Here is a 25,860-nt window from a genome sequence, read left to right on the forward strand (position 1 = left end):
CTAAGCCATGATCGAAGCCTTTCTGCTTGCCCTCGCCCTTGCGATGGACGCCTTTGCCGTGGCCCTGGTTCAGGGCGCGCGCGTGCGGCCCGGCGTAGTCGCAACGCTCGCAATCGCTCTGGCTTTTGGCGTGGCGCAAGGTGTGATGGCGTTGATCGGGTGGGGAATGGGCGAGGCGGTGATCGCCTATATCGAAGCGTTCGACCATTGGATTGCCTTCGCGCTTCTCTCCTTCGTCGGCGTCCAGATGATACGCGCAGACGAGCATGACGAGGCCGCACGCCCGCTTATCGGGTTTGGCCTGTTTGCCGCAGCCATCGCCACCAGCATTGATGCGCTTGCCGCCGGGATCACTCTGCCGACGCTTACCGCCCCCCCGCTGCTCGCCGCCGGATTGATCGGCATAGTGACACTGGTCCTGTCACTTGGCGGAGTACAGCTGGGCCGAATTGCAGGCGAGCGTTATGGTCGGCCAGCAGAAATTCTGGGCGGCGTGGTCCTCATCGCGCTGGGTTGCAAGATTTTGGCGGAGCATTCAGGCTGGCTATAAGAATGCTCCACGTCGTCCACCATCCCGATTACATGGCCCCGCGCCCGGAACGTGGGACGTTCAAATTCGACAAATACTTTCTCGTGATGGAAGAATTGCGTGCATCGGGTGCGCCCATGACCGAACACGCGCCTGACCCTTGCCCGCGCGAATGGCTCGAAGCGGTGCATGATCCTGAATATGTGGATGAGGTGTTCCGCGCACAGGTGCCGCACGCCAAGGAACGCCGTATCGGCTTTCCCGTGACCGAGGCAATCCGCGACCGCGTGCGCCACACCAATGGTGGCACCTGGTTGGCTGCGCAATTAGCCATGCAGCATGGCTATGCAGCGAACAGCGCGGCAGGAAGCCATCATGCTTTGGCCGAGACAGGTGCGGGATATTGTGTCTTCAATGACCTCGCAGTCGCCTCCAACCGCTTGATTGCGCAAGGGGACGCGCGACGCATCGCGATTATCGATCTTGACGTACACCAAGGCGATGGCACCGCCTCGCTCACCGCAGGGCGCGAGGATATTGTGACCTTGTCCGTCCATGCGGAAAAGAACTTCCCGGTGCGAAAAGCGCGGTCAAATGTCGACATCGGATTGCCCGATGGCACAACAGACGCCGCCTATATGGCGGTGCTTGAAAAGTACATCCCGGCGCTGCTGGAGGGGTTCAAGCCTGATTTCGTATTCTATCAGGCAGGTGTTGATCCTCACGGCGACGACAAACTCGGCCGCCTTGCGCTCAGCGATGAGGGCTTGATCGCACGCGACAGATTTGTCGTGCAAGAGGCGCGCAAACGCGGGCTTGCCATCGCCTCTGCCCTTGGCGGGGGATATGGCACCGATCAACGCGAAGTCGCCGCGCGCCATGCCCGATCCATGATCGCCATGTCGCAAGAGAACGCGAAGTTTAAAACGCCTTAAACCTTTGAGGCGTAAAGGCCGCCTCTATGATTGGACGCACACTCGCCTTAGCCGCCGGGGTCTGCCTTTTCGCAGCGCTTGTCGCTGAAGGGTCGAAGAGTGGCGAGCCTTCAACAGGTGAAAGCTGGGTGCCAAGGCAAGAGGCCGTCGCAGCAAACATTGCGCACAACACCGCACAGGCCGGCGGGCAAAGCGCCAACAGCGATTGGTATTCGGGAAGCCATACGCTCAAGCGCGCCTATGACGGACATTTCTATGCTGAGGCCAATGTCAACGGCAGGTCTATGCGCATGATGGTCGATACCGGCGCAAGCGTCATCGCACTCACCGGGGCAGATGCGCGCGCTGCCGGGATAAGCTGGAGCCTCAACGAAGTTCGCCCTATCGGACGCGGCGCAAGCGGCGATGTCTACGGCGTAGTGCGCACGCTTGAAGAGGTCGAAATCGGCGGTTTCACAAAACACAATGTGCGCGCGATTGTTGTGCCCGAAGGACTAGATGTCTCGCTTTTGGGGCAATCGTTCCTCGGCGAGATAGCTTCGGTCGAAATCCAAGGCGATCAGATGCGATTGAGCGGCGGCTGAGGCCCTTCCTTTTCTACCCCTTTAACCCCAGGTCAGGGTGAAAGTACAAATCGATGTAATCCGTCAAATAATCGCACCACTCAAACTCGCGCAGAGGATAGTATGTGCGGCCCTGGGTCACCTCAAACCGCCAGCTTTTCGTCTCATTGCACACCCTTTGCGCATCAGGCGCGCCGGTCATTTTGATCGTGCCTTCGAAATCGAAATAATCGCGACCGATTTCGGTGATGAAGCCTTCAAGCTTTAGACGACCACCATCCTTGCCCCTTTGCCCGGCGAGCAGCATCCAGTGACCGCCCTGTGTCACCGCCACCCAAGCGGGACCGCGCTCATCCCAATTGATCCATTGCAGCGTCACACCCTCGTTTTGCATCAGGCGCACCATGCCCAGTTGATCGTAAATGCGAGTGGGTTCTTTTGGAATTTGAGCCGTTTCGACAGTAATTGTATCGGGCGTATCCGTGCGGCTGCTGCGCGCGATCGCCAGTTCGCTTGTCTCAGGCAAATTAAAAGCCAATTCAGGCGTTTGATCCCCCAAATCACTTTGCGCGAGCGTGCCAGTGGCTCCTCCCAAAAGGCAAAATCCGGCGAAAAAGGCCGCGAGGCGTGATAGACGGCGCATGGACAGTGTCTCCCCTGATTCGAGGCACTTTATAGACATCTTGCCGTCCAAAGGATGAACCAGACGCCATGACTTTGCATGAAACCGATTATCTGGTCATTGGCGCTGGCGCTGTTGGCATGGCGTTTGTCGATACGCTGCTCGACGAAGACGCGGATTGTCACATCACCATCATAGACAAGCACGCGCGTCCCGGCGGTCACTGGAACGATGCGTATTCCTTCGTGACGCTGCACCAGCCAAGCGCGACCTATGGCGTGAACTCAAAGGAGATGTGCCCTGACCGAAAGGACACTGACGGGCACAACAAGGGGCTCTACCCGCTTGCCAAACACGCTGAAATCCTTGCCTATTACGGGCAATTGATGACCGAGCGTTTTGTGCCTTCAGGGCGTGTGACCTACCTTGCGCTAACCGAATATCAGGGCGGCGGCGATGGCAAGCATCAAGCGCGCAGCATCCTTGCCGGCGAAGAACATGAATTCAAAGTCCGCCGCAAGCTCGTCGATGGCACATGGTTCAAGACCAGCGTTCCTTCGACACATAAGCCGGCCTTCGACATCGCACAGGGTACGCACTTTGCCATTCCCGGCGACTTGCCGCGCCTTTGGATGGATACCGAAAACCTGCCCCGGCATTATTGCATTATCGGTGGCGGCAAGACCGCAATGGACACCGCCGTGTGGCTGCTTGAGGCAGGTGTTCCAGCGGACAAGATCGACTGGGTGCGCCCTCGCGATAGCTGGATGTTCAACCGCAGGCTTTTGCAACCAGCTAAACACGCGATCGAAGACCTAGTGCAGTTTCAGATCGACCTTGTCGAATGTGCCAACGGGTCGGAAAACGGTGATGAGATGTTCGCGAAACTGGGCGAGCGCGGGACGATGCTGCGCCTTGATGAAAACGTGATGCCCAAGATGTTTCACTTCGCGGTAATCTCAGAAGGCGAAGTCGCGCTTCTGCGACAGATCACCAAGGTTCACCGGGGCAAGCGAGTGACCGCGCTCGAAGGTGACGCGATGATCTTGGGTGACGAACGGGTCGCATTGCCCGAAGGCACGCTATTTATCGATTGTACGGCAAGCGCGGTTCCCTTTGAACAACGCGACAAAGGGCGCCCCTTTTTCGATGGTGACACGATCACGCTGCAGATGACGCAGGTTCCTTTAATTCCCTACAGCGCAGCGCTCGCCGCGTTTATCGAGGCAAACTTCGACACCGATGAGGAAAAAAACAACCTCACGCCGCCAGCCCCGCTCACCGATACGACTGACACATATCCTTATGCGGTGATGGCCAATTTGATGAGCACAGCGATCCTTTCAGGCAATGAAAAAACCAATGCCTTCAACGCGAAGAGCCGCCTACACCCCACCGGACCAGCAATTGCGGAAATGATGGCAAAGGGCGACCCGAGGCTGGCCGCGCTTGGCAAAGTCGGTCCGAAAATCCAGGCCAATATGCCCGGTGTCATAAAATTGGGCATCGCTGCCAAAGCCATTCACGAAGGCACGTAAGGCGGACTAAAAAGGGATTCACGGGAACGTCATTATCGGTTAGGTAGTAGTCTAGTTATGAAGCGCCGCGACCTTCTTAAAAGCTCTTTGACCGCTGGCCTTGCGCTGGCTGGGTCAGCCGTGGTGCCTGCGCTTCCGGCGAAACTCGCGGCTCAACCTCGAACGGGAACGCCGCGCGACCGGGCTTTGTTCAACCTCGCAAAGCGCGAGCTTGACCGCGCGGGCGATGCGATCTGGCGACGCGATATTGTCGGCATTTGCGATTATGGCGTGCACTCCGCGCGCCAGCGTTTCTATCTTATCAATATGGGCCGCGAAGAAGTGCGGACCATGCACGTCAGCCACGGCTCAGGCTCCGATCCTGAACATGACGGCTGGCTCAACCATTATTCCAATGTCGAAGGTTCAAACGCGAGCAGCAAAGGCGCCTATGTCACGTGGGAGTGGTATCAGGGCAAATATGGCACATCGGTGCGCCTTGGCGGTCTGGATGAAACCAACGATGCTGCGCTGCGCCGCTATATCGTGATGCACCGCGCTGCCTATTCGGAGCCCTCGCATCTTCAACGCTGGGGCAAGATGGGTCGCTCGAACGGCTGTTTTGCCTACGGGACTGCCGATTTTCGAGAGATTTTGATGAATTTGTCAGGCGGGCGTTTGCTTTATGCCGACAGCTTGGGGCTCCAACATGACGGCGCGATGCTGACCCGCGAAGAACAATTGGCGCTGGCTGGTTCTGGGACCAATCCGAACACACAAATGCTTTCCGCCGACCACCGTACGGACGCACAAAGGCGCATTCCGGGAGCTTTTTAACGCGGCCTAGCTGGCGCGTGGATCATCCTCGATCACGATCACTTCATCATCGCTCTCGCCTGAACGGTTTTGCACGCGTGGTTTGTCGAGGCTCGCCAGAACGGGCCCATCGCGGCCATAGATGTCGTCGAACTGGCGAAGATTACCGTCAATATCCACGCCCATGGTGAAATATGTGATGTAAGCTTCCCATGGGCGCTTGTTCTCGACCTTGGTGTATTTGCCCGAAGTTGCGATTTCGACCGCCTCTTCCTTGCTCGCACCTTTGCCAAGGATTGCCATGGTGATCGCCAGCTCCAAGGCGCGCTCTGTGCGGATGCAGCCATGCGACAATGCGCGCATATCGTTGTTGAACAAATGGCGCGACGGCGTGTCATGGAAGAAGATCGCGTGGCGGTTGGGCATCTCCAGCTTCATGCGGCCAAGCGAATTGGTGGGTCCGGGTTGCTGCACAACACTGATGTAGCCATTGGCGCCTTTCGTGGCGACATAGCCTTTGCTGCGCGCCCAGGCCGGATTGCCAAGAACCCGCGCGCCCAGCCCTTCGCCTTTCACTATGGATTGAGGCACGGTCCATGTCGGGTTGAACACAACGCCCGACACGGTTTCAGCGAGTTGCGGCGTGGCGGTACGACCGGGTTTGCCGACAATCGTGCGATAGGTGCTGATAATCTTGTCAGCGACCGTCAGGCGCAGCTGATATTCGGGCACATTGGTAATGAGATATTGCCGCCCCAAATCGCGCGCGAGCCAGCGCCAGCGGTCCATGTTGGCGCGGATGAGCTTGCGCTTGGCGGTTTGCTCCAGAGGGGTCGCGGCAAGCTCTGCCTTCAAAGCCGCATAGTCGGGATGAGTGGGATTGAGCGCTGCGAGCGTTCCGGCAATGTCGCCGCTTGCAACCGCTTGGGCCAGAAGGTCGCGTGAGCGCAGGCGATTGCGATCAGGGTCAACGACAAACCACTGCACCCGCGCCTCTGCCGGAGTGCGGCCATCGCGAAGATCTTCGACCAGCCATACAAAGGTTTTGGAGGCAAGGTTGTCGAGCGCGTCAGACGGGCCCTGTGCCATAAGCTCTCGCAAAGCGGGCGCATCATAATCGGCCGGGTCGAGGCCGTCTGCTGCGATCCCCTCGATCACATCAATCAGCGCGGCAACCTGTTTGACTTGCCACGTCTCGACCATGGGTCCGGGAGGGGCAAGGTCACCTTGAACCAGCGGTTCGGAAACCATTTGCGGGAAAGCTTCGTCAAAGCTTGCACCGCTTGGGGTTTGGGAGGGGTTCGAAGCCACTGCGGGCGCAGCTTCCCTTGCGGCTTGTTCCTGCGCAGCAACACCGCCTGCAAGCGCGCTTACACCCGCAAAAAGGCCCGCTAAAATGCTTATGCGCCTGCTCATAATGTCCACCCGATAAATCCTACTCAAAGCGAGCGATATTCTGCCCCGGTCAGGGTAAAGATATCGCCTATTTCCACCCTGATATCAATCACGAGAACTTAGCCTGCGATGAATTGGCGGGAAAACTGGTCCTCAACGCGGGCTCAGACTAGAAACCGGTCTTGCCATGAACAGCGATTCTTCACCCTCTTCCTCGCTTTTGCCGATCGCCGCTGCTGCGCTTGGCATTGCGTTCTTGTCGTCGATGGACGCCTTTATGAAGGAAGCTGCGCTCTTAACCGGCACTTACACCGCAACGATGGTACGCTCGCTGATCGGCCTTGCGATTATCGTGCCGTTCTGGCTGTGGCGCTGGACGGGGTGGCCATCGCGCAATGCGATGAAGCTGCATCTCGAACGCGGCTTCATCAGCGCGTTTATGGCGCTCTCCTTCTTTTATTCAATCACCAAACTCCCCCTCGCCGAAGCCATCGCAATCAGCTTCATTGCCCCGCTTATCGCGCTGTATCTGGCGCGTGTTTTGTTAGGCGAGGTGATCCGGCCAGCGGCGATTTTTGCCAGTGTTTTGGGATTTGTCGGCACCATCGTGATCGTCAGCGGCAAAATGGGCCAAGGCGATTTTGATAAAGATGCAATGCTTGGCGTTGGCGCGGTTTTGTTTTCAGCCATGCTCTATGCCTACAATTTCATAGTCATCCGCAAACAATCACAGGCCGCAGGGCCGCTTGAAATCGCGACATTTCATTCAGGCATTGGCGGGCTCATTTTCCTGATCGCTGCCCCTTTCTTTGCAACACCTGTCGCAGAGGATGCGTGGTTACCCCTGGCCGCCGCAGGCTTGCTTACCGTAGGCGGTGCTTTGGCGCTTGCCTGGGCCTATGCGCGCGCCGAAGCGCAAGTTCTTGTGCCGATTGAATATTCTGGATTTTTATGGGCGAGCGCGCTTGGCTGGATGTTCTTTCACGAAGCGGTGACCTGGCCCACTCTGGCTGGCACTGGCTTGATTGTCACAGGGTGTCTGCTCGCAACCCGCAGAGGCAAACGGGCAAAAATTGCTCCCGCTTAGCCGGTTCAATTTGGAACTTTTCCCCCTGAAGCAGCGTCCTTGAAGTAAGGGAGTTTTCTACCCACTTTGAAACGGACCATTTTTAAGGGGATCAACGCTTATGACAGCCACCGGCAAAGACAATCTTTCCACTCGCTCCACCCTCGATGTGGGCGGAAAGACGTTCACCTATTACTCGCTCGATAAAGCGGCTCAAAGCCTCGGCGATGTCTCGCGCCTCCCCATTTCGATGAAAGTGCTGCTGGAGAATTTGCTGCGTTTTGAAGATGGCGGCTTTACCGTTGGACGCGACGATATTCAGGCGGTTGTGGACTGGCAAAAGAACCCTGTCACAGGTGGCGAAATCCAATATCGTCCGGGCCGCGTGCTGCTTCAGGATTTCACCGGTGTGCCCTGCGTCGTCGATCTGGCGGCTATGCGCGATGCGATCAAGAAGCTTGGCGGAGACACGGCCAAGATCAACCCTCAGGTGCCTGTGAACCTTGTTATTGACCACTCGGTCATGGTCGATGAATTCGGCCACCCGCAAGCGATGGAAGCGAACATGGCGCTCGAATATGAGCGCAATGCAGAACGCTATGATTTCCTCAAATGGGGCGCGCAGAGCTTTGAAAACTTCTCCGCCGTCCCTCCGGGCACAGGGATTTGCCACCAGGTCAACCTTGAGCACATCGCCAAGGGTGTCTGGGCAAGCGCAAATGAGGATGGCGAATGGGTCGCTTACCCTGACACCTGTGTTGGCACAGACAGCCACACGACCATGATCAACGGGCTTGGCGTGCTTGGCTGGGGCGTTGGCGGGATTGAGGCAGAGGCCGCCATGCTGGGCCAGCCGATCTCAATGCTGATCCCCGAAGTCGTCGGCTTCAAGCTCACAGGCACGATGGCCGAGGGCGTGACTGCGACCGACCTTGTTTTGACCTGTGTTCAAATGCTGCGCGAAGTGGGCGTAGTGGGCTCTTTTGTCGAATTTTACGGCGAAGGTGTTGCCAATCTCACTCTCGCGGATCGCGCGACAATCGCCAATATGGCGCCTGAATATGGCGCAACCTGCGGCTTTTTCGGGATCGATGACAAGACCATCGATTATATGCGCCTTACCGGCCGGCCTGAGGAAACCATCGCCCTTGTCGAAGCCTATTCCAAGGCACAAGGCTTGTGGTTTGACCCGGCAAATGAGCCGGTTTTCTCCAAGACGCTTGAGCTTGATGTGAGTGCGGTTGTTCCCAGCCTTGCCGGGCCCAAACGCCCGCAAGATCGGGTGACGCTGCCGATGGTGGATGAGCTGTTCAACGAAGACCTCGCCAAAATCTATTCCAAGAGCGAACCTGCTCGCGTGGACGTTTCGCTTTCCGATCACGACATCGGGGATGGCGATGTGGTGATCGCGGCTATTACCAGCTGCACCAACACATCGAACCCGGATGTGATGATTGCAGCAGGGCTTGTTGCGAAAAAAGCGAACGAGCTGGGCCTTCGCCCCAAACCATGGGTGAAGACCTCGCTAGCCCCCGGCTCTCAAGTGGTGACCGATTATCTTGAGAAATCAGGGCTTCAGGATGACCTTGATGCGATTGGCTTTGACCTTGTTGGCTATGGCTGCACGACTTGTATCGGCAACTCTGGCCCACTCGCACCCCCTATCAGCGATGCTATCAACAAAAATGACATCGTTGCAGCCAGCGTTCTTTCAGGCAATCGCAACTTTGAAGGCCGCGTTTCCCAAGACGTGCGCGCAAACTTCCTGGCCTCCCCCCCGCTGGTGGTGGCCTACGCCCTGAAAGGCACAGTGACCGAAGACATAACTGAAACGCCGATCGGCCAAGACCAGAACGGCAATGACGTCATGCTCGCCGATATTTGGCCTTCCAATGCCGAAATCGCAGAGCACCGTGCGGCCAATATTGACCGTTCCATGTTCGAGGCGCGCTATGCTGACGTGGAAAAAGGCGATGAGCACTGGCAAGCGATCACGGTCGAGCCATCCGACACCTATCAATGGCGCGCAGGCTCCACTTATATCGCCAATCCGCCCTATTTTGAGGGGATGGAGATGACACCTGCCCCTATTACTGACATCGTTGATGCAAAACCATTGGCGATCCTTGGCGATAGTGTGACGACCGACCACATCTCGCCCGCTGGCGCGATCAAAGAGGATTCTCCTGCCGGTGAATACCTTAAGAGCAATCAGGTCGCAAAGAAGGACTTCAACTCATACGGCTCGCGGCGCGGCAATCATAACGTCATGATGCGCGGCACCTTTGCCAACATCCGCATCAAAAACGAAATGGTCCCCGGTGTCGAAGGCGGCGAGACGACTTATAAAGGCGAGCGGATGCCGATCTTCGATGCGGCCATGCGCCATAAGGAAGATGGCACGCCGCTGATCGTTGTGGGCGGTAAGGAGTATGGCACCGGCTCCTCGCGCGACTGGGCGGCGAAAGGCACCATCCTTCTTGGCGTTCGAGCGGTGATCGTGGAAAGCTACGAGCGTATTCACCGTTCGAACCTTGTCGGCATGGGCGTGCTTCCGCTCCAGTTCAAGGATGGCGACACGCGCGAGACGCTCGCTATCAATGCTGACACGACCTTCTCGATTAAAGGGCTTGCTAGCCTGAAACCGGGTCAGGACGTCGAAGTTCAAGCCACGCGCGATGATGGAACCCAGTTCACATTTACCGCATTGTGCCGGGTGGATACTGAGAACGAGATGGAGTATTACCGCAACGGCGGTATTCTGCATTACGTGCTTCGCAAACTTGCGGCGCAATAAGAAACTGAAAGGATCGAGCGATGGTCAAAATGCTTTGTTTAAGCCTTTTTGTCTCGCTCGTCCTGTGCGCTTGCACGCCGAGCGACAATGACAGCGGCGATCAACCAACGCGTGCACCGTTCGGATATGAATTTGCCTGAAACCTTGTGGCGGCCCAAGTGACCGCCTGATCGCCAGACCGCGTAATCGCCAGCCATAAAGAAAGGGCGGCTCCCGTAACCGGGATGCCGCCCTTCTTTTTGCCACCCCGGTTGGGGGAAGAGCTTAGACTTGTGCGCCCTCAGCGCCCTTTGCCTTCTTTGCGCCAAAGGCACGGCGGCCAAGGATCGCGCTGGCAGCAAGGCCAAAGAGGATCATCATCGGCGGTGCCGGGACATCCGTGCCGCCATTGCTACCACCGTTGCTGCCGCCGCTGGTCGAAGAACTCGACGATGAGCTGGAGCTCGATGAGGACGAAGACGAAGACGAACTGCCGCTGGTCGTAGAACTGCCGCTCGTTGAAGAGCTTCCGCTGGTTGAAGTGCTGCTGCTCGTTGAGGAACCGCTGGTCGAAGTGGAGGTCGTTGCGCCTACACCAGAGGTGCTGGACCCACTCGAAGAGCTTGAACTGCTGCTTGAGGAGGAGCCAGAACTTGAAGATGAGCCACCATTGGTGCCGCCATTCGAACCGCCCGAGCTGCTGCTTGAAGACGAGGAACTGCTGCTCGACGAGGAGCTTGAAGACCCTCCATTAGAGCCGCCGTTCGTGCCGCCATTAGAGCCGCCGCTCGAACCGCCTGAACTGCTGCTCGACGAGCTGGAGCTGCTGCTTGAAGACGAGCTTGATGAGCCGCCGTTGCTGCCCCCATTGCTGCCGTTATCGCCGCCCGAAGAGGACGATGACGAAGAGCTCGAAGAGGAGGACGAGCTGGAGCTGGACGAACCGCCGTTTGAACCACCGTTCGAGCCGCCATTGCTGCCCCCGTTGGAACCGCCCGAACTGCTCGACGAAGAGCTGGAGCTGCTGCTGGAGGAGGAGCTGCTCGAACCACCGTTAGAACCGCCATTCGATCCGCCGTTCGACCCGCCGTAGCCTCCATTGGAACCGCCGTTGGAACCTCCATTGCTTCCGCCCGAAGAACTGGACGAGGAGCTCGAAGAGGACGAGCTGGAACTTGCAGACGAACCGAAAGACGAACTGCCACCCGATGCGCCGCCGCTCGAAGAAGAACTGCTGGAGCTTGAGCTTGAGCTGGAAGACGAAGAGCTTCCGCCAAAGCTGCTGGAGCCTGACGAGCCTGAACCCCCGCTTGATGTCGATGTGGTCGAACCGCCGCCCGAAGAAGACGAGCTGCTCGAAGAGGAACTGCTTGATGACGAGCTAGACGATGACGAAGAACCGCCACCGGTGCTGGTGCTCGATACATTACCAGAGGTGCTGGAGATATTGCCCGAACTTGTGCTGGTGCTCGACACATTGCCCGACGTGGTCGAAGTGCTTGTGCTTGAGACATTACCCGACGTCGTGCTGGTGGTGCTTGAGACATTGCCCGAAGTAGACGACGTGCTCGATACGTTTCCTGAGGTGGTCGAGGTGCTCGACACATTGCCTGAGGTCGTGGAGGTTGAGACATTGCCAGAGGTCGTCGAGCTTGTGCTCGATACATTGCCAGAGCTCGTGACATTGCCAGAGCTGGAAACGTTGCCTGAACTCGACACGTTGCCTGACGTTGTGCTCGACACATTACCCGACGTAGTGCTGGAAACGTTACCCGAAGTGGTGCTCGACACATTGCCGGAACTCGATACGTTACCAGAGCTTGATACGTTGCCGGACGTGGTCGTTGTTGTCGTCGTGGTTGTTGTGCTGGTCGGCGTGCTGCCACCTGAGCTTGTAACGCCAGATGTGCTTACATCGCCCGATGTACTTGAGCTGGAGCCGCCCGTGCTCGAACCGCCAGTACTGGTGCTGCCACCGCTCGTGCTGGTGCTCGAACCACCAGAGCCGCCTGAACCGCCGCTTGATGAGGTGGTGCTGATATTGATGTCGCCCGATGACGAACCGCCACCGCCAAAGAAACCTCCGAAAAAGCCCCCGCCAAAACCGCCGCCAAAGCCGCCGAAGCCACCGCCTACTGCGATAGGGCCGCCAAAGCCGCCACCGCCGCCGCGAATGGGGGGCAAAGGTGGCAGAGGTGCAGGCGCATAGGCAACCTGCGCAATTGGTGGGCATTCCTCGTCATCGAAATAGGCCTCAACCGCGCCTTGTGGGACGGGGCCAGCGTTCGCCACCACGCCGCGGCTGTCCAATGGACGATAGCCGCCTGGCACAGGCTCGCACTCAATCTGACGCTCGACGATGCGACGACGGCGATCAGGATCCTGAATGAAACGATCGCGATCGGTCTTCACATAGCGCGGTTCGCCTACAACGCCTTGCGTCTTGACGTAGCGCGGCTCAGCAACCGGAAGCGCCTTGGCATCTGCTGGTGCGCCCTTCATTTCTGAAGCGAACGCAGGTGCAGAGGTGTTCATCGGCTCGGCCATGCGAACCGCCCCACCTTGCAGAAGCGCTACTCCAGCGACAGTAGCCGCGAGTTTAGCTGATACCATTTTGATCGACATAGACCGGACCTTAGTTTTTGCCTGTAGGTGCACACAACGCGCACTTTCAGTTTCGGCTATGATCAAATGATATTGAAATTGCGTTCACCGCAATCGGGTTAACCATGTCAGAAAGCTGTAAGCAGGGTCAAAGGACGTAAAACAGCCCCCTTTTCCGGTTCACTGTCCCGTTTTGATACCAAAAAGCGGCCTAAAATTAGTCGTTTTCGTCAAACAGACTGCTTTGAGAGCCGGGTTTCGAGAGAATCGGTTTGTCCATTTCAAGATGCTCCCAGCCTGCATCATTAAGCATACGCCCGCGCTCCGTGCGCGCGATGAGGCCCAGTTGAATGAGGTAGGGTTCGATCACTTCCTCGACCGTATCGCGTTGTTCGGCAAGCCCTGCTGTGAGCGCTGCGGCACCCACGGGGCCGCCTTTATAAGTGGTCGCGATCATGGTGAGATAGCGCCTGTCCATCGCGTCCAGCCCCAGCCGGTCGATCTCCAACCGGGTCAGCGCATTATCGGCGATCTCCCGCGTGACGGTGTTTTCGCCCGCCACTTGCGCAAAGTCGCGCACGCGCCTGAGGAGGCGGCCCGCGACCCGGGGGGTCCCGCGCGAGCGCCTTGCAATCTCGCGCGCGCCTGCGGGATCTATTTTGAGGCCCAGCAGGTTGGCGGCGCGCGTCACGACCAGATCAAGCTCATCATGAGAGTAGAATTGCAAGCGCACCGGAATACCAAAACGGTCGCGCAATGGCGTGGTAAGAAGACCTTGGCGCGTGGTTGCGCCGATTAAAGTAAAGGGCGGCAAGTCGATGCGAACACTGCGTGCAGAAGGCCCCTCACCGATGATAATATCGAGCGCGCGGTCCTCCATCGCGGGGTAAAGCACTTCCTCCACCACCGGGTTCAATCGGTGGATTTCATCGATGAAGAGAACGTCATGCGGCTCAAGGTTGGTGAGCAACGCAGCAAGGTCCCCGGCCTTGGCGATAACGGGACCGGAAGTTGCCCGAAAGCCCACACCCAGTTCGCCCGCAACGATCTGAGCCAGAGTGGTTTTGCCCAGCCCCGGCGGCCCGTGGAACAGCGTGTGATCCATAGCCTCCCCGCGCGATTTGGCGCTCGCGATAAAGACCGAGAGATTATCCTTAGCCGCCTCCTGACCGATGAACTCGGCGAGGCGCTTAGGGCGAAGCGCGGTATCCGGATCGCCGGGCTGAGCGTCGCCGGAATGGATGGGTGGGTCGGTGTCGGTCAAAACGGGTTCACCGTATAGCCGTCTTGTTGCAGCAGCGCATGGGCGGTCATAGCGGAGAGCTCAAGCTCCACCCCTTCGATAAATTCTTTTGCATCAACGCCGTATGCGGCTGCGCTTTGACCGCAGATCACAAAGCGAATGCCTTCGGCCAACATCGCCTTGACCATCGAGTCGGACGCATTGGGCGCCATGTCGCGGGCCTCTCGCGCATCATCGGTGACAAGGTCGAATACCGCTCGCCCGTGGATTACGACCACAAGGCTGATGTTTTCCGCAGGCACGCCAGCGGCGACGTGCATATTGTAAAACCGCGCAGGGGTCGCAAGGCGACGGTTGAGTATGCCGTCCTCCGCCTGCTGAGCGACATCATAGGCGATGGCAAAGCTAGCGCCTTCGGGAAGCGGGTTCATTCCCTCGACTGGCGCGTGTTCGCCAAACTCGGCAAAGACAGGACCCGGTTTGAAGGCAGAGAGATCGGGAGACTGCGCTGAAAGCGGCGCGGCCGCCAAACCAAGTGCGGTTAATGCGATAAAGCTACGCATGAATGTCTCCTTGCTTACCCACTGTATCACCCGGCAGCCTTCTTTAGAGCCACACGAATGAGGTCGCCCTCGGGTGCGTCTTCGCCCAGTTCCGCCTGTGCCTTTGCCACCGCTTGCGCTGCAATCGCTGGCTTGAAGCCGAGGTTCTCAAGCGCGCTCACCGCATCGGCGCTTGCGCTGCCGGCTGGACTGATGGCGCTGGCAGGAACGCCGGCCATTCCGCCGCCGGGAAGCGCGCCAGCCTTGTCTTTCAACTCATTGACGATCCGCCCTGCCAGTTTCGGCCCCACCCCATTGGCACGCGCTACACTTGCGGCATCTCCTGCTGCACAGGCATCGCGCAGTTCTCCGGTGGAGAGCGCAGACAGGATCGCAAGGCCCACTTTGGAGCCGACGCCTTGAACCTGTGTCAAAAGGCGAAACCAATCACGCTCGGCGCTTTCGGCAAAGCCAAGCAGGCGCATATCATTTTCGCTGACCTGCATATCGGTGTGGACGGTGCACGCCTCGCCCACTTCGCCAAGCGCGGATAAGGTGCGCGCGGAGCAGTGGACGAGATAGCCCACCCCTTGCACATCAACGATGGCCCAATCCTCGCCCACGGAGTCCAGCCTGCCCGATAGCTTTGCAATCATGCGTCTTCCTTTGCGCTACCGCTTCGCTGCTTGAGCGCGCTTTGTTCTTGAAGGAAACACGGAACCAAGGCCAGAGCCAACTCGCCGTTTTGCTCATTTGAAACTCTCGACAAACAGTGCGCACCCGTTATTGGCTGAACCATATGAGCTACAACACCTTCGGGCGGGTCTTCCGCTTTACCACTTGGGGAGAAAGCCACGGGCCGGGTCTTGGCGCGGTTATTGACGGCTGCCCGCCGAATATCCCGCTGACCGAAACGGACATTCAGCCCTATCTCGACGCGCGCCGTCCGGGGCAGAGCAAATACACAACCCAGCGTCAGGAAGCGGATCAGGTGCGCATCCTGTCTGGCGTCTTCACCAATGATGAGGGTGTGCAAGTCACTACGGGCACGCCGATCCATTTGATGATCGAGAACACCGATCAGCGCTCCAAGGACTATTCAGAAATCGCCAAGGCCTATCGCCCGGGGCACGCCGACTACACCTATGATGCCAAATACGGCATTCGCGATTATCGCGGCGGTGGGCGGTCGAGCGCTCGGGAAACTGCGGCGCGCGTGGCGGCTGGCGCGGTTGCGCGTAAAGTCATCCCTGAGGTCACAATCACCGCTTTTCTCTCGGAACTTGGCGGCGATGGGATTGATCGGGACGCGATCAATTTCGACGAGATCACCAAGAACCCCTTCTTCTGCCCCGACAGCTGGGCGGCGAAGCGTTGGGAAGAATTGGTCGATAATACGCGCAAATCGGGCTCTTCTTTGGGCGCCGTAGTCGAGTGTGTTGCCGAGGGTGTTCCCGCAGGCTGGGGCGCGCCGGTCTATGCCAAACTCGACAGCGAACTGGCGGCTGCGATGATGACGATCAACGCGACCAAGGGCGTAGAGATCGGCGATGGCTTTGAAGCGGCGCGCCTGACAGGCGAACAAAACGCCGATGCGATGACGCCGGGAGAAGACGGCAAACCCATCTATGCCAGCAACCATGCAGGCGGCACTGCTGGCGGCATCTCAACCGGGCAACCCGTGGTGTGCCGCGTGGCTTTCAAGCCTACCTCATCAATCCTGACCCCCGTGGACTCGATCACATCGGACGGCGAGGCGACGCAGGTACGCACCAAAGGCCGCCACGACCCCTGCGTCGGTATTCGCGGCGCTCCGGTGGTCGAGGCAATGATGGCGCTGGTGCTGGCAGATCAAAAGCTGCTGCACAGGGCGCAGATGGGGTAAGCGATAGCGCACAGGGGCACGCTGAAATAGCGTAAAGGATCGCGAGATAGAGCAGGCTCACTGATCTGGCCGCGACCGCAAGGATTTGCCCCCTTGCGCCGCGCCCCATTATGAGAGAGAGCACAAGCGACATGGACACCCCTCTCTCCGCGCCGGAAGAGCGCATTAATCCCGATGACCCCCGTGATCTGGCGCGAAAGCTCGCAAAGTTTCGCACGCCTCGCCTTAGCCGCAGCGGGTGGGAATTGGCTTCCACACTTGTGCCGTTTGTAGCCCTGTTCACCGCAATGCTCTTCGCGGTCGAAGCAGGGTATTGGGCAGCGCTCTTGCTCGCGCCCGTCGCAGGACTCTTGCTCCTGCGGCTCTTCATCATTCAGCATGATTGCGGGCATGAAGCGTTCTGGAAGAACCGCCATACGAACAATTGGGTGGGCCGCGCCATCGGAGTGCTGACGCTCACGCCCTATGACTGCTGGCGACGCAGCCACGCGCTGCACCATGCGTCGACCGGCAATCTTGATGCGCGCGGCTTTGGCGATGTCGATACGCTGACGGTCACCGAATATATGGAGCGCGGCAAACTGGGCCGGCTGTTTTATCGTCTCTACCGCAACCCGGTGACATTGCTTGGCTTGGGGCCAGCATACCTCTTCCTTCTGCGCCACCGCCTCCCCATCGGCTTGATGCGTGCGGGCACGATTTATTGGGTTAGCGCGCTTGGCACCAATCTGGTGACTGCGATCATCCTTGGCCTTCTCGCCTATACCTTCGGGATTGCCGTCACCTTGGCGGTTTTCCTGCCTGTGCTGATGATTTCCGCCTCGGTTGGCGTGTGGCTGTTCTATGTGCAGCATCAGTTTGAGCACACCCATTGGGACAAGCGGCCAAATTGGGAGTTTCACGAGCACGCCCTTAAAGGCAGTACCCATTTGCATATGCCAGCGGTCTTGCGCTGGTTCACCGGCAATATCGGCATCCACCACGTCCACCATCTCATGGCGCGCATCCCGTTCTATCGCCTGCCTGCGGTACTGAAGGCCTATCCGGAACTCAGTGAAATCAACCGCATCACCCCGCGCCAGACGCCGCGTATGTTTATTTTGACCCTTTGGGATGAGAAGAAGCGCGAACTTGTGAGCTTTCGCGAGGCAAAACGGTCTTACATCTCAGGGCAGTAAAGGCGTTGTATTAGCCACTTGGTAACCATACCCTAGTAGCCCATCCTCGAGGCTATTTGGGGACCCAAGCGCGTGCAGACAATCAAGGGATTTGACGGGCTTCGCGCAATTTCCGTGATCTTTGTGATCCTGACGCACCTTGGCGTCTATACGGTCGCGAAGTCTCATGGTGTCCTGAGCGACAACGCTGCGCCTATCGTCAGCGGGACAACTGGGGTGCAGGTCTTCTTCGTCCTCTCCGGCTTTTTGATCACCAGCCTGCTGATAAAGGAGCACGAGGCATCGGGCACAATCAGCCTCAAGGGGTTCTATATCCGCCGCGCCTTTCGCATTTTGCCGCTGTATGTCCTGTGCCTTGCCTTGACGCTGGTGATCGACCTGTTCGTGTGGGACGTGGCGAGCGCGCCTTCGCTCATATACGCCGCTCTCTTCAATACCAGCTTTATCCCGCGCGAGGATTATTCGCAAATATTGGGGCACACATGGTCGCTTTCGGTAGAAGAGCATTTTTATGTGCTTTGGCCCGCCGCGCTCCTTTTCGCCTACCGTTTTAACTACGCGCGCGCGCTGCTGCATCTTGGTGTAGGGATCGTCATCACGCTAATCCTTTATGCGGCCACTATCCGTCTGGAGGAGATCAATGATGCCTATTTCGTCGGGCGGTGGAGCGTCTTTGCCGGGGCATGGATAGCCTTTGGTTGCATCGCTGCGATTGTGATCAATGGGCCTTACAGGCGCGCCAACGTATTTCTTGCCTCGCGCGCGGCGTTGTTGATCGGGGCAGCCCTGTTTTTCCACTCGCTCGTGCTCGGCATCGTGCCAAAGCCGCTGGACGAGCTCTTGCGCGTCATGGGCGTTGTGCTGATCGTGTGCTGGATTGTGCGCAATCAGGCATCAGCACTGGTGAAAGCGCTTGAGTACGAACCGCTCGCCTATACGGGAAAGATTTCTTACGGCCTTTATATGTGGCAGGGTCTGATGCTCTCTACGGGGCCAGAGCGTGCCGCGGGACAAGTTTGGCCGCTTAATCCCGGCTTGGGCTTATTGCTTTTGTGTGTCGTTGCGCCCTTGTCGTATCATTTCTTCGAAAAAAGGTTCCTCGCCTTATCGGCTCGGTATCGCCACACGGCATTGCACCACAAGGTTGAAGAGCGTGCCGCCTCCGCAGCGCCCCTCAAGTCGTAGCTGAAGCTTCACTTAAACCAGACAACAATCGCCTTTCCCGATTATTATAATCGGATTTCTCCCCTTTGATTTTTCGTATTCACGCCCAAATGCACGTGTACCGGGTTTATACCCGTCCCTTAGTAAGAGGCATTCGGCACCCCCCTACCCCTCAAAGCCGGATAGCCTTTTACCCCTAACCCCCGCGCCCATCACTGGGCACCAATGGGTTTACGGGACCGGAAGCTGCCACCCCTCCCCCCCCCTCGCGGCTTCCGGTCCCACTTTTTTCGGACAAAGGTATAGAACGTGAGCCGACCTCACGCTGAGCGAGAGTTTGTGGCGCGGATTGCCGTTTGATCGGATTTGACAATCAATCTCGACATATTAATTGATTGGACCGATTGAAGCATCGCCATCATTATGTCTCCATTCCCTGCCAAGCAGCGAAAGTGACGGCCCCTTTACAGTGAGGAGAGTCCCATAAGAGCAGGAACCGTTCGAAGAGGAGACAAGACAATGGACGCTAAAACAGGTGAAATGAGCGGCTGCCCATTCCATGGCGATGGACCTTCCCGTACGCTTCTGGGTCGTCAGAACAAGGATTGGTGGCCTGAGGCGACCGACTTGTCGCTGCTGACTGAACAGGGCAAATCCGCCAACCCTTATGGCGAAGACTTTGACTATGTCGCCGCCTTCAACGCGATTGAATACAACGCGCTGAAAGCTGATCTGACCGCGTTGATGACGGACAGCCAGGACTGGTGGCCGGCCGATTATGGTCACTATGGACCCTTCTTCATCCGCATGGCTTGGCACGCAGCGGGCACCTATCGCACCGGCGATGGCCGCGGTGGTGCGGGCAGCGGACAGCAGCGTTTCGCGCCTTTGAACAGCTGGCCCGATAACGGCAATCTCGATAAGGCGCGCCGCCTGCTTTGGCCGATCAAACAAAAATACGGCAAAGGCATCAGTTGGGCTGACCTTTACATCCTTGCCGGCAATGTAGCGATTGAGAGCATGGGCGGCCCCGTGTTCGGTTACGGCGGTGGCCGGGCCGACGTTTACGAACCTGAAATGGTTTACTGGGGCACGGAAGAGCAATGGGTCGACCAGGGCGTCGAAACCCGTATCATCCCCGATGAAGGCAAGGCTTTGGAAAATCCATTGGCTGCCATTCAAATGGGCCTCATTTACGTCAATCCCGAAGGTCCGGGCGGCAATCCTGATCCTCTGGAATCAGCGCGCGATATGCGCGAGACATTCGCCCGCATGGCAATGAACGATGAGGAAACCGTGGCGCTGACCGCAGGCGGACACGCCTTTGGTAAAGCGCATGGTGCCGAGCCAACGGACAAATTTGGCGGCGCTCCTGAAAGCGAGGCCCTGCATCTCATGGGCTTTGGCTGGATGAACGATGAAGAGGAAATCGGCAAAGGCCACATCACCACATCGGGCATCGAAGGTTCGTGGTCGAACAATCCGACATCGTGGAGCCACGATTATTTCCGTCTGCTGTTCAAATATGACTTTGAACTCGTGAAAAGCCCAGCCGGAGCGCACCAGTGGACCCCGATCAATCCGGATCCGGAAGACATGGCTCCTGATGCGCGCGATCCTTCGAAGAAGGTGCCGACCATGATGACGACCGCCGACATGGCGCTCAAAATGGATCCGGATTATCGCAAGATCTCTGAGCGGTTCCACGAAAACCCCGAAGAGCTTGACGATGCCTTTGCGCGTGCATGGTTCAAATTGTGCCACCGCGATATGGGGCCAAAGGTCCGTTACCACGGGCCGGAAGTCCCTGAAGAGGACCTTATCTGGCAAGATCCGGTTCCCGCTGGCACTGCGCCATCGGATGCTGACGTGAGCGCGTTCAAATCCGCAATCTTGGACAGCGGCCTTTCGGTCAGCGAGCTTGTGAAAGCGGCCTGGGCTTCGGCCTCCACCTATCGCAATTCCGATCACCGTGGCGGCACCAATGGCGCGCGGGTACGGCTTGCTCCGCAAAAGGATTGGGCCGCGAACGACCCGGAAGAACTGGCAAAGGTTCTGGCCAAGGTGGACGATCTTCGCGGATCGATTTCGATGGCTGACGCAATCGTGCTCGCCGGGAATGCTGCGGTTGAAAAGGCTGCGGCGGATGCTGGTTTCAATGTCACTGTGCCGTTCACCGGCGGACGCGGCGATGCGACCGATGAGATGACCGATGCGGAAAGCTTTGAGCCGCTGGAGCCAGTTGCCGATGGTTTCCGCAACTATCTCAAGACGAAAGCCAATGTGAAAACCGAAGATATGCTGATCGACAAGGCGCATCTTCTGGGCCTTTCGATTTCGGAAATGACCGTTCTTGTCGGGGGCCTGCGCGTCCTTGGTGCGAACAGCGGCAATCGTCCGCACGGTGTCTTTACCGATCGCGTTGGCCAGCTCACGCCTGATTTTTTCACCAATCTTCTCGATATGGGCACCAAATGGGCTCCGGTCGATGGATCAGGCGATGAAGAATATGTCGGCAGCGACCGCAAGACCGGGGAAGAGAAGTTCCGTGCCTCGCGCACTGACCTTATCTTCGGCTCAAACGCGCAGCTTCGCGCACAGGCCGAAGTTTACGCGCAAAGCGGAAGCGAAGAGAAGTTCGCGAACGACTTTGTCGCCGCCTTCACCAAGGTGATGAATGCAAACCATTACGCCTGAGTGAAGCCGTCAAACCCATAGCCCTGACCTTCATAGTCCGAAATAGGTCTAGGGTCGCAAAGGGGCCCCCGGTGGAAACGCCGGGGGCCTTTTTTCGATCATGCCAAATGGGAACCATTGATGCCGGACCTTTGTAACCTGTGCATCCCTTCAACAAAGAGGCACGATCCCCATGGCCGACACAAACACGTCCCCTGCAACCACCACCGATTCTGGCGCTCCCGTTCAAAGCGACGAACATTCGCTGACTGTCGGGCGCGATGGGCCCATCGTGCTCAACGATCATCATCTACTTGAAGAGATGGCACAATTTAACCGGACCAACATCCCCGAACGCCGTCCCCACGCGAAGGGTTCAGGCGCTTTTGGCACGTTTGAAACGACCGCCGACGTTTCGAAATACACCATGGCCAAGCTGTTCCAGAAAGGCGCGAAGACCGATGTCGCCATGCGGTTTTCGACTGTAGCCGGTGAACGGGGGAGCCCCGACACATGGCGCGACCCGCGCGGGTTTTCGGTCAAGCACTACACCGAAGAAGGCATCTTCGACATGGTCGGCAACAACACACCGATCTTCTTCATTCGCGACCCCATGAAGTTCCAGCACTTCATCCGCAGCCAGAAACGCCGGGCCGACAATGGTCTGCGCGATCACGATATGATGTGGGATTTCTGGACGCTTTCCCCAGAGAGCGCCCACCAAGTGGCCTATCTCATGGGTGATCGCGGCGTGCCGAAGAATTGGCGCGAAATGAATGGCTATGGAAGTCACACCTATATGCTCATCAATGAAGATGGGGAGCGCTTCTGGGTCAAATTCCACTATCACACCAATGTCGGCGATGAAGGCGGTAATGCACATTTCACCCAGGACGAGGCGGTAAAAAAGGCGGGCGAGGACAGCGATTATCACCGCCGCGACCTGTTCAATGCCATCGCGGAGGGCGATTTTCCAAGCTGGACCCTCAAATGGCAGATCATGCCATTCGAGGATGCCAAGACCTATCGCATCAATCCGTTCGATCTGACCAAAACCTGGCCGCATGAGGATTATCCGTTGATGGAAGTCGGCACGCTGACCCTCAATCGCAATCCGACCGACTGGCATATGGAAATCGAGCAATTGGCGTTTGAGCCGAACAATATGGTGCCGGGCATTGGCCTGTCACCGGACAAGATGCTCCTCGCCCGCGGTTTTTCCTATGCCGATGCGCACCGGGCGCGGCTGGGAACCAATTACAAACAGATCCCGGTCAATAAGCCGGTTAATGAAGTGCACTCTTATGCGCGCGGCGGCCAAATGCAGGTCGAGAAGCGTGAAGACCCTGTCTACGCTCCCAATTCCTATGGCGGACCGGCGGCTCAGACGAAGATCGGCAATGAGGCCACGTGGGCGGCTGATGGCGATATGGTGCGTGCAGCTTACACCTTGCGCGAGGACGACGACGATTGGAGCCAGGCGCGCGCCCTTGTGATGGAGGTCATGGATGACGAGCAACAGACACGCTTCGTCTCAAACGTCTCTGGCCACCTTGCCGATGGCGTAAGTGAGCCGGTTCTGAAACGCGCTTTTGAATATTGGCGCAATGTCGATCAAAGCATTGGTGACCGCATCGAAAAAGCGGTTCGCGACCAGATTGGCGGCGAATCCAATGCTCCCGGTATGATGTCAGCGAAATCGATCACAACGCGCGAAGATGTACCAATGCCAGGCGAGCTCGATGCGCACGCCGAAGCGGCGGAGTGAAACGAGACGTAGCGACGCTTTGCACAGTCTAACAACTGGCACACAAAAAGCCCCCGATGGCACGTCCATCGGGGGCTTTTTCATGCGTCAGAACGCCCGGCGGCAGGCGCGCATGATTGAGGTGTTGCCATTGGCGGAGGCGCATTTCTTCAACACCGATTGCGCGCGGCAGGCCAACATATCGCCTTCGTCGCAAAGCATCCCGGCGACGTGCGCGGCTGAGGAATACCGTCCCTCGCTCGCACGTTGCAAAACGCTATGCTCCACGGTTTCGGGCTTGCAATAGGCCGCTTCATCAGCCTTGAAACACAATTGCGCATCGAGCCATTCCGCCTCGCCTTTGGAGCTCGCGACGACCTGACCATCGCGGTACATATCGGAAAGCGTGCGACACGAAGCGGTCAAAGCGCCTTCATAACAAGCGCGCGTATAAAACTTGGCAGCGCTTTCATAGTCGGGCGAAGGCATACCAGACCCGCGATAGGCAGCGGTCCCTGCATTGTTACACGCCTGAATATCGGGGTCATTGTCACGCAAGCAAAGCGGTCCCAAAAGCTCAATCGCGCGGCGCCCATCCGTGCGACCGGCCCGCCCGTTGATCAGCCATGATCCAAGGTTATAGCAAGCATCGTTGCTTTTAAGCTCGCACGCTTTTTCCATCCACGGAACCGCAGCGAGAGTACTCTTGGTGCGGCCAAACTTGCCTTCGTTCTCGATAATGCCGCGGTTGAAACACGAATCTTTCTGGTTGAGCGCACAGCCACGCTCATAAAAAGACGCGATATAATCGAACGCCGAAGGATCATTGCGATCAGCGAGGCGCTCTCTTGTGCGGGCTGCTCTAAAACAGCTTATCGCATCCTGCCCGTCGCATCCACGAGCGTAAAAGGCTTGGGCGCGCCGGGGGCTTTTCTCGGCCCCCTCTCCTGCTGCGATCATGTCGCCAGCAATCCGGCAATGGTGCGCGCGACCAAGTTCGCATCCCTTGAAGCGAAATTCGAGTGCGCGGGCGAAATCTTGCGGGAGTACGCTGTCGCCATTGTAATAAGCAGCAGCGATGGCCGCACATGATGACGCAGTCCCTTGCGCGCAGGTGCGTTGGAACAGCGGCATGGCCTCAGCCCGGTCCTGAGGCGTCCCGACACCGGAATTGAGGTTGTACGCCAAAGCATTGCACCCGCGCTGGCTACCAAGATCGCAGGACATGCGCGACCAGCGATAGGCTTGGCGCGGATCAGTGGGCAGTCCGCCCAATCCGCGTTTGTAAGCAAAGCTCAATACCCACGCAGCCTCTGGATCATCACCTTCAGCCGCCCTGCGGACTTCGGCGATACTGTGCTTTTGCAGCACGCGGCGCGTCAAATCGCCGGTCGAGGTGGCTTGCAAATCGCTTTCACTGAAACTGCGCCATTCAGGCGTGTTGGATTGAGCGAACGTTGGCAAAGACGCGCTAATGCCAACTCCAATCATGGCCGTCAGGGCCGCGATTTTGAGTTTCATCTTCATGGGGTAGAGTTCCTGTGTTCTTGCTTTTGATGACATGGAAAAGACATACGATTCCTCGCCTTGCGTCAAACGGCCAGATTGAATTGGGATTAAAGCCAACCTGCCCCCTTTAGCTCGCTCACCTGAGCGCGCGCGACTGGCGCTTCGAGGCCGCCGGGCAGGACCAGTCGCACATTGCGCCCTTCGCGCCGCACATCTTCAACCGCGAGACGCGCAACCCACCAGCTGCGATGGACCTGCCGGCCCTCGATCTCGCTCACATGGACCATCGCATCGCGCAGCCGCATCAGGACAAGCTCTGAACCGAGCGCCGTGTGGACGCGCACATAGTGGTCCTCCATCTCAAGAGCGATAATATCGCTGCCCAAGGCGGGAGGAAGCGCATCGAGGAGAGGGTTCGCCCTCACTGCGGCACTGGCGTCTGGAGCGCGTGGTTCGGGCGCCTCACTTGCCCCTTTCCGCGTGGGCATGGACGTTGCGTGCGCGCCTTTCTGGCTGAAGCCAAGCAGGTTGAAAATAAAGGTGACCGCGCCGCCCACGATCAGGACGTAGAAATAGCTGGTCAGCGCAATATCAAGACCGGGCCAGCGAAACGGATCGTGCAGATTTCCAAGCGCGAGAACCGCCACGGTCATCGGTAGGGAAGCGAGCAAAACCCCCGCCAGCCAAAGCCCAATGCGCGGCAAATGCAACTCGCGCTCACCCCAATCGACGAGCTTCTCGACCGGGCGATAGCACGCATAGCCGACATAAGCGAAAGCCAGCCAGCTTACGAGACGCACGCCAAGCGATTGATCGATCGTCCCAAACGGGCCCAACACGCCAAGGAACAGGCCGATCACAGTCATGACCGCAAGATCAGTCAGCAGCCCGCGCACAAAAGCTGCTTTGCGCGAAAGCTCTTGTGGCTGTGCCATATTGCCGGACGTGCTCGTCATGGTGAGCGGCAAAATGCCTGCCCGTTCGCGCTTCGTAAAGTGGCAAGGCGCGAAAATTCCCTGATGTTCGTGCCATTTCGCGCACATCCGCTCCCAGATGCGCAATGCGTGTTGCTGGCGAATGGGCATCGGCCAGT

At 58.0% G+C, this 25,860-nt stretch carries 21 protein-coding genes; 14 read left to right on the forward strand and 7 right to left on the reverse strand.

Annotated features, from left to right (window positions below; all coding sequences use genetic code 11):
- Window positions 1-7: 7 nt before the first annotated feature.
- From INR77_RS15625 to INR77_RS15635, 3 genes are read left to right on the forward strand one after another with little or no spacing between them, the layout of a single operon-like run.
- Complete coding sequence (locus INR77_RS15625; protein WP_223071900.1) at window positions 8-550, forward strand: manganese efflux pump MntP family protein; 543 nt, start codon at window positions 8-10, stop codon at window positions 548-550.
- Window positions 551-552: 2 nt separating this feature from the next.
- The gene (locus INR77_RS15630) at window positions 553-1,464 is read left to right on the forward strand and encodes a histone deacetylase (RefSeq protein WP_223071901.1); all 912 of its coding nucleotides are present in this window, start codon (window positions 553-555) and stop codon (window positions 1,462-1,464) included.
- A 26-nt stretch (window positions 1,465-1,490) separates the two neighbouring features.
- Complete coding sequence (locus tag INR77_RS15635) at window positions 1,491-2,048, forward strand: TIGR02281 family clan AA aspartic protease (protein WP_223071902.1); 558 nt, start codon at window positions 1,491-1,493, stop codon at window positions 2,046-2,048.
- Window positions 2,049-2,061: 13 nt separating this feature from the next.
- Here INR77_RS15635 and INR77_RS15640 read toward each other — a convergent pair whose 3' ends face one another.
- Window positions 2,062-2,670, reverse strand: coding sequence for a hypothetical protein (locus INR77_RS15640; RefSeq protein ID WP_255573830.1), 609 nt, complete (start codon window positions 2,668-2,670; stop codon window positions 2,062-2,064).
- A gap of 68 nt (window positions 2,671-2,738) precedes the next feature.
- On the opposite strand from INR77_RS15640, the gene INR77_RS15645 reads away from it, so the two are divergent.
- Window positions 2,739-4,187: an NAD(P)-binding protein gene (locus INR77_RS15645; RefSeq protein ID WP_223071903.1), complete on the forward strand. Its 1,449-nt coding sequence runs from the start codon at window positions 2,739-2,741 to the stop codon at window positions 4,185-4,187.
- A gap of 57 nt (window positions 4,188-4,244) precedes the next feature.
- The gene (locus tag INR77_RS15650) at window positions 4,245-5,003 is read left to right on the forward strand and encodes a murein L,D-transpeptidase catalytic domain-containing protein (protein ID WP_223071904.1); all 759 of its coding nucleotides are present in this window, start codon (window positions 4,245-4,247) and stop codon (window positions 5,001-5,003) included.
- Between the two features lie 6 nt (window positions 5,004-5,009).
- Here INR77_RS15650 and INR77_RS15655 read toward each other — a convergent pair whose 3' ends face one another.
- On the reverse strand, window positions 5,010-6,398 hold the full coding sequence (locus INR77_RS15655) for a L,D-transpeptidase family protein (RefSeq protein WP_223071905.1): 1,389 nt from the start codon (window positions 6,396-6,398) through the stop codon (window positions 5,010-5,012).
- Window positions 6,399-6,564: 166 nt separating this feature from the next.
- Between INR77_RS15655 and INR77_RS15660 the strand changes: the two genes are divergently transcribed.
- The 4 genes from INR77_RS15660 to INR77_RS15675 all read left to right on the forward strand — a co-directional run bounded on the left by INR77_RS15660 (window position 6,565) and on the right by INR77_RS15675 (window position 12,428).
- A complete protein-coding gene (locus tag INR77_RS15660; protein WP_223071906.1) occupies window positions 6,565-7,464 on the forward strand; it encodes a DMT family transporter in 900 nt (299 codons plus the stop codon).
- A 100-nt stretch (window positions 7,465-7,564) separates the two neighbouring features.
- The gene (gene acnA / locus INR77_RS15665) at window positions 7,565-10,240 is read left to right on the forward strand and encodes an aconitate hydratase AcnA (RefSeq protein ID WP_223071907.1); all 2,676 of its coding nucleotides are present in this window, start codon (window positions 7,565-7,567) and stop codon (window positions 10,238-10,240) included.
- A 388-nt stretch (window positions 10,241-10,628) separates the two neighbouring features.
- On the forward strand, window positions 10,629-11,312 hold the full coding sequence (locus tag INR77_RS15670; RefSeq protein WP_223071908.1) for a hypothetical protein: 684 nt from the start codon (window positions 10,629-10,631) through the stop codon (window positions 11,310-11,312).
- Between the two features lie 18 nt (window positions 11,313-11,330).
- A complete protein-coding gene (locus INR77_RS15675) occupies window positions 11,331-12,428 on the forward strand; it encodes a hypothetical protein (RefSeq protein WP_223071909.1) in 1,098 nt (365 codons plus the stop codon).
- Window positions 12,429-13,040: 612 nt separating this feature from the next.
- Here the strand turns inward: INR77_RS15675 and ruvB are convergent.
- Genes ruvB through ruvA form a run of 3 tightly spaced genes read right to left on the reverse strand, consistent with a single transcriptional unit; the run spans window position 13,041 to window position 15,264 of the window.
- Complete coding sequence (gene ruvB / locus INR77_RS15680) at window positions 13,041-14,087, reverse strand: Holliday junction branch migration DNA helicase RuvB (RefSeq protein WP_223071910.1); 1,047 nt, start codon at window positions 14,085-14,087, stop codon at window positions 13,041-13,043.
- Window positions 14,084-14,629: a DsrE family protein gene (locus tag INR77_RS15685; RefSeq protein ID WP_223071911.1), complete on the reverse strand. Its 546-nt coding sequence runs from the start codon at window positions 14,627-14,629 to the stop codon at window positions 14,084-14,086. Before INR77_RS15685 ends, ruvB begins: the two co-directional genes overlap by 4 nt.
- 26 nt (window positions 14,630-14,655) lie before the next feature.
- The gene (gene ruvA, locus INR77_RS15690; RefSeq protein WP_223071912.1) at window positions 14,656-15,264 is read right to left on the reverse strand and encodes a Holliday junction branch migration protein RuvA; all 609 of its coding nucleotides are present in this window, start codon (window positions 15,262-15,264) and stop codon (window positions 14,656-14,658) included.
- A 143-nt stretch (window positions 15,265-15,407) separates the two neighbouring features.
- Between ruvA and aroC the strand changes: the two genes are divergently transcribed.
- The 5 genes from aroC to INR77_RS15715 all read left to right on the forward strand — a co-directional run bounded on the left by aroC (window position 15,408) and on the right by INR77_RS15715 (window position 23,279).
- Window positions 15,408-16,493 carry a chorismate synthase gene (gene aroC, locus INR77_RS15695; RefSeq protein WP_223071913.1) on the forward strand — a complete coding sequence of 362 codons (1,086 nt, stop codon included), beginning with the start codon at window positions 15,408-15,410 and terminating at the stop codon, window positions 16,491-16,493.
- Between the two features lie 131 nt (window positions 16,494-16,624).
- The gene (locus INR77_RS15700; RefSeq protein WP_255573831.1) at window positions 16,625-17,671 is read left to right on the forward strand and encodes a fatty acid desaturase; all 1,047 of its coding nucleotides are present in this window, start codon (window positions 16,625-16,627) and stop codon (window positions 17,669-17,671) included.
- Window positions 17,672-17,743: 72 nt separating this feature from the next.
- Entirely contained in the window at window positions 17,744-18,856 is a 1,113-nt protein-coding gene (locus INR77_RS15705) for an acyltransferase (RefSeq protein WP_223071915.1), read from the forward strand.
- 498 nt (window positions 18,857-19,354) lie between these two features.
- On the forward strand, window positions 19,355-21,532 hold the full coding sequence (katG, locus tag INR77_RS15710; RefSeq protein WP_223071916.1) for a catalase/peroxidase HPI: 2,178 nt from the start codon (window positions 19,355-19,357) through the stop codon (window positions 21,530-21,532).
- Between the two features lie 172 nt (window positions 21,533-21,704).
- Window positions 21,705-23,279, forward strand: coding sequence for a catalase (locus INR77_RS15715; protein ID WP_223071917.1), 1,575 nt, complete (start codon window positions 21,705-21,707; stop codon window positions 23,277-23,279).
- 87 nt (window positions 23,280-23,366) lie between these two features.
- On the opposite strand, the gene INR77_RS15720 is transcribed toward INR77_RS15715, so the two are convergent.
- Both INR77_RS15720 and INR77_RS15725 read right to left on the reverse strand, forming a co-directional pair.
- Window positions 23,367-24,785: a tetratricopeptide repeat protein gene (locus INR77_RS15720; RefSeq protein WP_223071918.1), complete on the reverse strand. Its 1,419-nt coding sequence runs from the start codon at window positions 24,783-24,785 to the stop codon at window positions 23,367-23,369.
- Window positions 24,786-24,874: 89 nt separating this feature from the next.
- Window positions 24,875-25,723: a LytTR family DNA-binding domain-containing protein gene (locus INR77_RS15725; protein ID WP_255573832.1), complete on the reverse strand. Its 849-nt coding sequence runs from the start codon at window positions 25,721-25,723 to the stop codon at window positions 24,875-24,877.
- Window positions 25,724-25,860: the final 137 nt, after the last annotated feature.

Source organism: Erythrobacter sp. SCSIO 43205 (assembly GCF_019904235.1).
Lineage (GTDB): Bacteria > Pseudomonadota > Alphaproteobacteria > Sphingomonadales > Sphingomonadaceae > Erythrobacter.